General features: G+C 41.4%; 10 protein-coding genes and 1 pseudogene. 6 read left to right on the top strand and 5 right to left on the bottom strand.

Translation table 11 applies throughout. The features are described from left to right. Positions 1-279 precede the first annotated feature (279 nt). Complete coding sequence (locus tag LGZ98_RS22145; protein ID WP_113044345.1) at positions 280-825, top strand: gamma carbonic anhydrase family protein; 546 nt, start codon at positions 280-282, stop codon at positions 823-825. Here the strand turns inward: LGZ98_RS22145 and LGZ98_RS22140 are convergent. From LGZ98_RS22140 to dprA, 5 genes are all read right to left on the bottom strand, one after another. Then, on the bottom strand, positions 801-1,064 hold the full coding sequence (locus tag LGZ98_RS22140) for a DUF1488 family protein (RefSeq protein WP_112879456.1): 264 nt from the start codon (positions 1,062-1,064) through the stop codon (positions 801-803). The two genes, LGZ98_RS22145 and LGZ98_RS22140, sit on opposite strands and share 25 nt — an antisense overlap. Continuing rightward, positions 1,061-1,879, bottom strand: coding sequence for a shikimate dehydrogenase (aroE, locus tag LGZ98_RS22135; protein WP_113044344.1), 819 nt, complete (start codon positions 1,877-1,879; stop codon positions 1,061-1,063). Before aroE ends, LGZ98_RS22140 begins: the two co-directional genes overlap by 4 nt. Before the next feature lie 12 nt (positions 1,880-1,891). Further along, entirely contained in the window at positions 1,892-2,461 is a 570-nt protein-coding gene (tsaC, locus tag LGZ98_RS22130) for an L-threonylcarbamoyladenylate synthase type 1 TsaC (protein WP_113044343.1), read from the bottom strand. 13 nt (positions 2,462-2,474) lie between these two features. Beyond that, positions 2,475-3,014: a topoisomerase DNA-binding C4 zinc finger domain-containing protein gene (locus LGZ98_RS22125; protein WP_113044342.1), complete on the bottom strand. Its 540-nt coding sequence runs from the start codon at positions 3,012-3,014 to the stop codon at positions 2,475-2,477. Between the two features lie 64 nt (positions 3,015-3,078). Then, complete coding sequence (gene dprA, locus LGZ98_RS22120) at positions 3,079-4,164, bottom strand: DNA-protecting protein DprA (protein WP_113044341.1); 1,086 nt, start codon at positions 4,162-4,164, stop codon at positions 3,079-3,081. Positions 4,165-4,297: 133 nt separating this feature from the next. Here dprA and def point away from each other — a divergent pair, with 133 nt between their 5' ends. The 5 genes and pseudogenes from def to LGZ98_RS22095 form a co-directional block, all read left to right on the top strand. Continuing rightward, positions 4,298-4,810, top strand: coding sequence for a peptide deformylase (gene def / locus LGZ98_RS22115; protein WP_113044340.1), 513 nt, complete (start codon positions 4,298-4,300; stop codon positions 4,808-4,810). 24 nt (positions 4,811-4,834) lie between these two features. Then, on the top strand, positions 4,835-5,782 hold the full coding sequence (gene fmt / locus LGZ98_RS22110; RefSeq protein WP_113044339.1) for a methionyl-tRNA formyltransferase: 948 nt from the start codon (positions 4,835-4,837) through the stop codon (positions 5,780-5,782). Between the two features lie 70 nt (positions 5,783-5,852). Further along, complete coding sequence (gene rsmB, locus LGZ98_RS22105) at positions 5,853-7,142, top strand: 16S rRNA (cytosine(967)-C(5))-methyltransferase RsmB (RefSeq protein WP_113044338.1); 1,290 nt, start codon at positions 5,853-5,855, stop codon at positions 7,140-7,142. Positions 7,143-7,198: 56 nt separating this feature from the next. Beyond that, the gene (gene trkA, locus LGZ98_RS22100; RefSeq protein WP_113044337.1) at positions 7,199-8,575 is read left to right on the top strand and encodes a Trk system potassium transporter TrkA; all 1,377 of its coding nucleotides are present in this window, start codon (positions 7,199-7,201) and stop codon (positions 8,573-8,575) included. Between the two features lie 165 nt (positions 8,576-8,740). After that, positions 8,741-9,828: pseudogene (locus tag LGZ98_RS22095) on the top strand (RNA-guided endonuclease InsQ/TnpB family protein); the annotation flags it as partial.

Raw genomic sequence — 9,828 nt, 5'->3', positions numbered from 1 at the left:
TTTCGCCCGCAGAGTCAAGCGCTTATTAGCTTTTTCTCTGCCCGACCTCACAATGTTTATCAGCGTTGTGTCGGTCAGTGGTGGCGCATTATAGGGAGCTCAGATTTTTATACAATACTTTTTTTTCACACCCACCATCAACAGGCGAATTCTTGTTCTTTTTGGGTAAAATTTCGACCACCATAGCCCTATTCAACAAGTTTCTTTCATTGCATACTGGTATTTTCCTCACTAAAATCTTATTTAAAGTAAATCTCCATTTTTTCATCAGAGGTATACATGTCCGAAACGTTACGCAGTTACCTTGGTATTCAGCCCAAAGTTGGTCAGAACGTTATGCTAGATTCATCTAGTGTAATCATTGGTGATGTTAGACTTGCTGATGATGTCAGTATATGGCCTTTAGTTGTCATCCGTGGGGACGTTAATTATGTATCTATTGGTACACGTACTAACATTCAAGATGGCTCTATATTACATGTGACACACAAAACGACAGACAATCCTGATGGTTTTCCTTTAATTGTGGGAGATGATGTCACTATCGGGCATAAAGTTATACTTCATGGCTGCACTATAGGTAATCAAATACTCATCGGTATGGGCTCCATCCTACTTGATGGTTCAGTGATTGAAGATAACGTTATTATTGGTGCAGGCAGCCTAGTAGCCCCAGGCAAGATATTAGAAAGTGGGTACCTTTATATTGGCAGCCCTGCCCGCCAGGTCAGAAAACTAAAACCTGAAGAATTAAAAGGGCTATGTTATTCAGCAAGCCATTACGTTAGCTTGAAAAATAACTATTTGCAGGAAGGTAATATGTAACGTCCCAAATGATCATCATCCTCGTTATTAATTACTAATTCGAATTCCTCTTCTATATCCCAACGATTTTGTCGAAAAAGGCTTAGTGGATGATGATCTTCCGTCCCATAACGGTATAAAAGCTCCTTGGCACTTATAACACATTGAACCAATAATCCATTTACCAATGCGGGAAAAACGACTATCTGCTCTTGCTCACTCCACTCTTCTCTATCAGGAAATTGGATAGATTGATTCACGAATGTAACTCCTGTTCCAATGTTAGCAACACAGGTGAAATTTCAGGCAATACACCATGCCATAATTTAAATGAATGAGCAGCTTGCCCCACTAACATCCCCAGCCCATCCGCATAACGAGAAACACCATGCTTCTTGGCAAAGGAAATAAAGGGCGTCAAATTAGCCTGGTAAAACATATCATAACAAACACAATTCTCATTAAACATGAATGGAGATATAGTAGGAATCTCACCATTAATACCAGATGCAGTCGCATTGATAATGAGATCAAACTCAGGACTATTAAGTGCTTTCATCTCAACAGGCCAAATATTGCCTATTGCCGAAAAATTATTAGCAACCTGTATAGCGCGACTAAACGTGCGGTTTGTAATTGTAATTTTACAACCAAATTCTAATAATGGAAATAAAACACCTCTGGCAGCGCCACCCGCTCCAATGATTAAAATATGTTGCCCTTGAGTAATAAACCCAAGTCGCATCAAATCTGTTAATAACCCTATACCATCCGTGTTATCACCAATCAATTGATTATTATTTAGTAATTTCAAAGTATTAACTGCCCCGCTGAGTCTTGCCCGTTCAGTCAACTCATTTGCCCGAATAAATGCCTGCTCTTTAAATGGCACAGTAATATTGGCTCCTATACCTCCCTGTTTAAGAAATGTATCCAATGCCTCTTGAAATTTACTCATCGGCACCAGAATTTTCCCATAACGATGCTCAATACCTGTCTGTCTAGCAAATAACTGATGGATACGCGGAGATTTACTATGCGCAACAGGATTACCAAAGACAGCAAATTGATCCATATTTATCTCCCCTTATCCTTGACGATAAAGCTCACCAGTTAAAGCATCCCGAATTTCTGAAGGGTTTTTCCGACCTCCAACATCTCCGTTTAATATAGGAAGCTTATCTCCAAACTGTTGTCTAACTTCTTCTGCTGTTCTGCATGGTTCAAGGCCATTCAAATTTGCACTGGTCGACACCAATGGTTTCCCATAAAAAGTACATAACTGTTTCACCAAAGGATGATCACTAACTCTGACAGCCAAGGTGGTGAATTGCCCTGTCAACCACTTAGGTGCACTGAATTTGGCAGGAATCACCCAGGTTACAGACCCTGGCCAACAAGCAAACATAGTTTTTTTTTGCTCTTCTGTCAGAAGCTTATCATCAAGATATGGTTGTAATTGTTCATAATTATCTGCGATAAGAATCAACCCTTTCTGCCAAGGACGCTTTTTTAATATAAGCAGTTCATTTACTGCTTTTTCACTATCAGGATCACATCCAAGTCCAAAAACAGCTTCAGTCGGATAGGCAATCACTTTTTCTGCTTTTAATGCAGTTAATACATTCTCAAATGCAGGTGATGCTTCATTGCTCATTTTATTACTCTGCTTAATTTATTTGCCGTTTTCCACACAACTTACTGGCACAAAATAACTTTATACCTTGTGATGTACGTTTTTCAACCAACAACGAATAAGAACAAAACTCACATTTCCCCGCAATTGGCTTATTATTTAATACAAACTGGCAATTAGGGTAACGGTTACACGCATGGAAAATTTTTCCGAAACGTGATTTCCTTTGGAGTAGTTGTCCTTGTTTACATTGCGGACAGGATATTAACGTCTCATCCGGTTTATCAATTAGTTCTGTATGTTCGCATTCAGGATAACGACTACAACCAATGAACATTCCATAACGTCCTTGGCACAAAATCAAATTGACTCCACACGAGGGACATAGCTGCCCTTCAAGTTCTTTTACCACATGACCATCACTTTGCCCTTTTAATGGACGAATATATTGACATGATGGATAACCAGAACATCCAAGAAATGGGCCATGGATACCATTACGCATAACCAACACAGAACCACATTCAGGGCAATATTTAGTTTCATCAGTGGAGAAAGGAACCATTTTTGCCATACTATTTTCACTCAAAAATTCATTCTCATATGACGTTGAACAGAACTCTGGAAATTCAGTTAATTTAACTCACACGCACATAACCACCAGCAACCACAGTCACCTTACCCAGTAATTCCAGCTCAAGGAGCTTTGTCATGACCTCAGTTATAGGCAATGAAGAACGCTGGGCAATAATATCAACAGGTGTTACTTCAGCGCCTACGTTAACTAGCACATCAGTAAATGGCAACTCAGTTTGCTCAAACTGCGGTTTTACTTCTTCCTCCGCTCTTTCCATATTCAACCATTGTAATGAACTGTAAACATGTTCCACAATATCCATTGCATTTGTAGCTAAATATGCACCTTGTTTTATTAACCAGTGATTGCCTTCGCTCACTGAACTCCCCAAAAGCCCTGGTAATGCAAATACATCTCTTCCTTGCTCAAGAGCACAGCGAGCAGTAATTAACGAGCCACTATTTTGGCCTGCTTCTACAACAATCACTGCTGAGCTTAATCCACTGATAATCCGATTTCTTTTAGGAAAGTTTTTTGCACGTGGTGGAGTATCCGGAAAAAACTCAGAAACAAGAGCACCATTCTCCTCAATTTGCTTTGCTAATGATCCGTGTCTATGAGGATAAATTTGACCAAGCCCACTACCTAATACAGCTACTGTTTTACCTCCACTATCCAATGCAGCTCGGTGACAAATACCATCAATACCGATAGCTAAACCACTAGCAATAACTAACTCATATCCAACTAGTTCACTTGCAAAAATTCTTCCCCATTTCTCACCATAATAGCTTGCTGTCCTGCTCCCTACCATCGCCACCTGCTTCTTTAAAAGAATATCTGGTTTTCCTGCCACAAAAAGCACAAGCGGAGGGGTATGTATCTGCTTTAATAGAGGTGGATACGAAGGATGAGAATATGTCAATAAATGGTGCTCTGGCTGTTCCAGCCACTTAAGACATGAAGCTAGTAAGATTTTATTTACTTTAGTAAATTGCAGACATTGTGCTGGCGATAATCCACTATCTTTCAACACAGTGAGATAACGACTCCCGGAATATAATAATTTTTCTGCAACATTTGCTGCTCTCTCTGTTGCCAAATGAGAAATCATCTTCATTCGCAACCATACTTCCATAGCTTCCATGTTGTCATCCTAGCTAAGATTGACGGACAAAACTAAACTGCTCAATTAGCAATCGATACTGTCAATCTAAACGGGAAATGTCTAGAATAGACATAGAATACCATTAACATTTTTGATGCAGATCTAAACATATATGTCAGTATTACAAGTATTACATTACCCAGACGAGCGGCTTCGCACTATTGCAACGCCTGTTAAAACAGTTGATGCAGAGATTCGACGTATCATTGATGATATGTTTGAAACTATGTATGCAGAAGAAGGTATCGGTTTGGCAGCAACACAAGTTGATATTCATCAGCGTATTGTTGTTATTGACGTATCAGAAACACGTAATGAGCGTCTCGTTCTGATCAACCCAGAATTACTGGAAAAAAGTGGTGAAACGGGGATCGAAGAGGGCTGTTTGTCTATTCCTGAACAACGAGCACTGGTGCCACGAGCCGAAAAAGTCAAAATCAAAGCCCTAGATTACAATGGCCAACCATTTGAATTACAAGCTGATGGCTTACTCGCAATTTGTATTCAGCATGAGATGGACCACTTAATTGGTAAACTTTTTGTGGATTACTTATCTCCACTGAAACGCCAACGTATACGCCAGAAAGTAGAAAAACTGGATAAACAAAAAGCCCGAACCAAGTAAATTATATTAATACAGGAAATAAACGTGTCTGATTCTTTACGTATTGTTTTTGCCGGAACACCTGATTTTGCAGCACGCCACCTAGAGGCTTTGTTAATGTCTCCGCATGAGGTGGTTGGCGTTCTAACTCAACCAGATAGACCGGCAGGAAGAGGTAAAAAACTGACACCCAGTCCTGTAAAGGTACTGGCGGAAGAACGTAACATCACCGTTTTTCAGCCAGCTACTTTACGCTCAGAAGAAAACCAACAATGGATTCTAAAACAACAACCTGATGTTCTCATCGTTGTTGCCTATGGATTGATCCTTCCCAAGGTTGTTTTAAATATTCCAGAATTAGGTTGCCTAAACGTACATGGTTCCCTACTACCACGTTGGCGAGGTGCAGCCCCCATTCAACGCTCACTTTGGGCCGGTGATACAGAAACAGGCGTAACAATAATGCAAATGGATATAGGTCTTGACACTGGTGACATGCTATATAAAGCAAGCTGCCCTATTACACCTGAGGATACCAGTGCCAGTTTATACGAAAAACTGGCCCATATTGGGCCAGATGCGTTACTCAAAACATTATCATTAATAACATCAGGTAAAAGTCAACCTGAAACTCAAAACGAAAATTTGGTTACCTACGCTGAAAAACTAAGCAAAGAAGAAGCCCGCATAAATTGGGAACTATCTGCAGCCCACCTTGAACGTTGTATTCGCGCATTTAATCCCTGGCCCATGAGCTTTTTCGAGATGGAAGGGCAACCTATTAAAGTTTGGAAAGCAGAAGCCATTGAAGAACAAACTTCGGTAGAACCAGGAACTGTATTAAAAGCAGACAAAGAAGGTATTTATATTGCTACTGCTGATGGAATTCTGAACATTACACAATTACAACCTGCCGGTAAAAAAGCAATGTCAGCAGCAAATCTACTTAATTCTAAACGTGAATGGTTTACGCCAGGCAATAAAATCAACTGAATACTATTTTATGCTGTAAGCTCTCTCACAAACTTTCTCTTAATGCTGGCTTTTGTTAGCTCTTTTAACTATGAAAAACACATATAATCTGCGAAGTATCACCGCAAAAGCAATCAATCAAGTTCTGGATCAAGGACAGTCTCTCAGTACAGTCTTACCCAAACTGCAACAAAATATAACTAATAAAGACAAACCCTTGTTACAGGAATTATCTTTCGGAGTGTTACGCGTATTACCACAGCTAGAATGGATAATAGGTCAACTAATGGCAAAACCATTAAAAGGTAAACAACGTATTCTTCATTACTTGCTTATGGTTGGGATATACCAACTTGCCTATACTCGTATTCCAGCCCATGCCGCACTTGCTGAAACAGTAAACGGAGCCGTAACTCTGAAGCATTCTCAATTGAAAGGGTTAATTAATGGCGTTCTTCGCCAATTTCAGAGACAACAGCTACAGTTAATGGAATATACACAAAATAATCCTAGCCACCACTTACACCCAGAATGGCTATTAACTCGAATCCAAAAAGCCTATCCACAACAATGGCAACAACTTATTAATGCTAATAATAAGAAACCCCCTATGTGGTTACGAGTTAATCGTATATACCATAGTCGGGATGAATATCTTACTCTTCTTCATAAATCAGGAATTGATGCAGAACCAGCGCCCGAATCACCTTCTGCTATCCGCATAATTTCCCCTTGCCCTGTAACAATATTACCTGGATTTGACAAAGGTTGGGTCACTGTCCAAGATTTATCCGCACAAGAGTGTGTCGAGTTACTAAAACCCATTAATGGAGAGAAAATTCTCGATCTTTGTGCAGCACCAGGAGGGAAAACAACATATATCCTCGAAATAGCACCAGAATCTCAAGTAGTAGCGGTAGATATTGATGAGCAAAGAATCAAACGAGTAAAAGAAAATCTCCAACGCCTTAACTGCCACGCTACAGTAAAAACCGGTGATGGACGCCACCCTGAACATTGGGCAGAGAACCAGCAATTCGACCGCATTCTTTTGGATGCACCGTGTTCAGCAACAGGAGTAATCCGTCGCCATCCTGATATCAAGTGGTTACGCCGCGAGGAAGATATTGCTCAATTAGTTCAATTGCAATCTGAGATTCTTGATGCAATCTGGCCATACTTAAAGAAAAATGGAACACTAGTATATGCAACCTGTTCCATTCTACCAGATGAAAATTACCAGCAAATCATCTCGTTTTTAAAACGCCACTCAGATGCAAAACTCGCGGGAACAGAGACAAGTGATTGTCTGGGAAAACAAATAATACCTGAGTTAAATGGTGGTGATGGTTTCTTTTACGCTCGATTAACTAAACAGTAATATATCTCTACAATTTATAGAGATAATTATTTGTTTGCAATAAGTTAGAAAATACTATGAAAATAATTATTCTTGGTGCTGGTCAAGTTGGCGGTACATTAGCTGAAAATCTGGTAGGTGAAAATAACGATATCACCATAGTCGATACTGATCCCAACCGTCTACACCAACTACAGGATAAATTCGATCTCAGAGTAGTCAATGGTCATGGTTCTTACCCCAGAGTATTAAGAGAAGCTGGTGCTGAAGATGCTGATATGTTAGTTGCTGTAACTAATTCTGACGAAACTAACATGATTGCATGCCAAATTGCTTATTCCTTATTCAACACCCCAAACAAAGTTGCGCGAATACGCGCAGCAGAATATATTCGTGAAGCAGATAAACTTTTTCTGCCTAATGATATTCCTATTGATTATCTTATTTCACCAGAACAACTTGTCATAGATTATATTTATAAACTAATTCAATATCCTGGTGCCTTACAAGTCGTTAACTTTGCCGAAGGCCGAGTAAGCATTGTTGCAGTAAAAGCTTATTATGGAGGCTCACTTGTAGGAAATGCACTTTCCTCACTTCGTGAGCACATGCCGCATATTAATACCAGAGTTGCAGCAATATTTCGTCAGGATCGACCAATAAGACCTCAAGGTTCTACAATTATTGAAGCTGATGACGAAGTTTTCTTTGTAGCTGCATCACAACATATTCGTGCTGTAATGAGTGAGCTTCAACGTTTAGAAAAACCCTACAAACGTATTATGATTGTAGGTGGTGGTAATGTGGGAGCTGGTCTTGCACTACGTCTAGAAAAAGATTACAGGGTTAAATTAATTGAACGAAATCAGCAAAGAGCTATAGAACTAGCCGAATTATTACATGATACCATTGTTTTCTATGGGGATGCCTCCGATCAAGAGTTATTAGCTGAAGAACATATAGAACAAGTTGATGTATTTATTGCTCTAACCAACGATGACGAGGCAAATATCATGTCTGCAATGCTTGCCAAACGCATGGGTGCTAAAAAAGCCATGGTTCTCATTCAACGTGGTGCATATGTCGATTTAGTACAAGGTGGTGTCATTGATATTGCAATCTCTCCACAACAAGCGACGATTTCCGCTCTGCTAGGTCATGTTCGCAAAGCAGATATTGTAAGCGTTTCCTCATTACGTCGTGGAGTGGCCGAAGCTATCGAAGCGATTGCTCATGGGGATGAAAATACGTCAAAGGTTGTTGGTCGAACTGTCGGTGATATTAAATTACCACCAGGCACTACAATTAGTGCAATAGCTCGCGGTGACGAAGTCATTATTGCTAGTGATTACAGTGTGATCGAACAAGGAGATCATGTAATTATGTTTATTACAGATAAGAAATTTGTCCCCGAAGTAGAGAAACTATTCCAGCCAAGCCCTTTTTTCCTTTAAAAGCCAAAGAAATCATTATACATCAGTCATATAAGTGCGGGCGGGGATATCAGGCGAAAAGCCCAAAGGACTTTAGGGCTGGCTATTGCGACGTATCCTGACTGAATTGATATCTGCCTGTAAAACAGGCTAATAATGAATACACTATCTCAATGAGCGCTGAATATGTTAAGAGCGACCAAAGTCCGCATCTACCCCACACCCGAACAGGCTAAGTATCTTAACGGTCAGTTTGGTGCGGTCCGTTTTGCGTACAACAAGGCGCTGCACATCAAAAAGCATACTTACAAACGTCACGGCGTGAGTTTAAATCCGCGCAAAGACCTCAAGCCCGCTCCTGGCGGTCGCAAAGAAATCACGCAAGTACGCCTGGCTCAAGGCATATGACGCCATCGCGTTACAGCAGGCGGTGATCAATCTGCATACTGCGTTTGATAATTTCTTCAATCCGAAGTTGCGCGCCCAATTTCCCACGTTCAAACGCAAACAGGGCAAGCAATCCAGCTATCACTGTGTTGGGGTGAAAGTGCTGGAGGGCGCGGTGAAGATCCCGCAATTGTCACCGATAGAAGCGCGTATACACCGAGAAATTGAAGGGGAAGTGAAGAGCATTACGCTATCCCGAACCGCCACGGGAAAATATTTCGCCGCTATCCTGTGTGACGATAGTAAGGATGCGCCAGAAAAGCCGGACGTTATCACCCGCGTAACAGGATGTGATATGGGGTTATCCCACTATCTTATCGAGTCGATCGGGGAGAAGGTCAATAACCGGCGTCACCTTATCAACGCCACCCGTGACCTGCGTCGAAAGCAGCAATCGCTGTCCCGTAAACAACAGGGCAGCGCTAACCGCGGTAAGGCCCGATTACGTCTGGCGGCAGTCCATGAGCGGGTAGCCCATGCCCGCTCCGATTTTCAACACAAACTCTCTCGAACAATGGTTGACGAAAACCAAGCGGTCATTGTTGAGACGCTGAAATCGGCCAACATGATGAAGGATCACCACCTTGCCCGCGCTATCGGGGATGCGGGCTGGCATGGCTTCCTCATGAAACTGGAATACAAAGCCGCGGCGGGCGTCCATCTGGTCAAACTGGATCAGTGGTTCGCCAGCTCGAAAACCTGCCATTGCTGCGGTTACAAAGTGCCGGAAATGCCGCTGCATAAGCGGATCTGGCAATGCCCGGTTTGTCATGTCGAACATGACCGAGATATCAATGCGGCGATCAACATCCAGCGCAAGGGCATAA

Origin of the sequence: Photorhabdus kayaii, assembly GCF_025384895.1 — a bacterium.
Classification (GTDB): Bacteria; Pseudomonadota; Gammaproteobacteria; order Enterobacterales; family Enterobacteriaceae; genus Photorhabdus; species Photorhabdus kayaii.
Note: the sequence above shows the minus strand (reverse complement) of the source record. Positions and strands in the feature narration are given on the sequence as shown.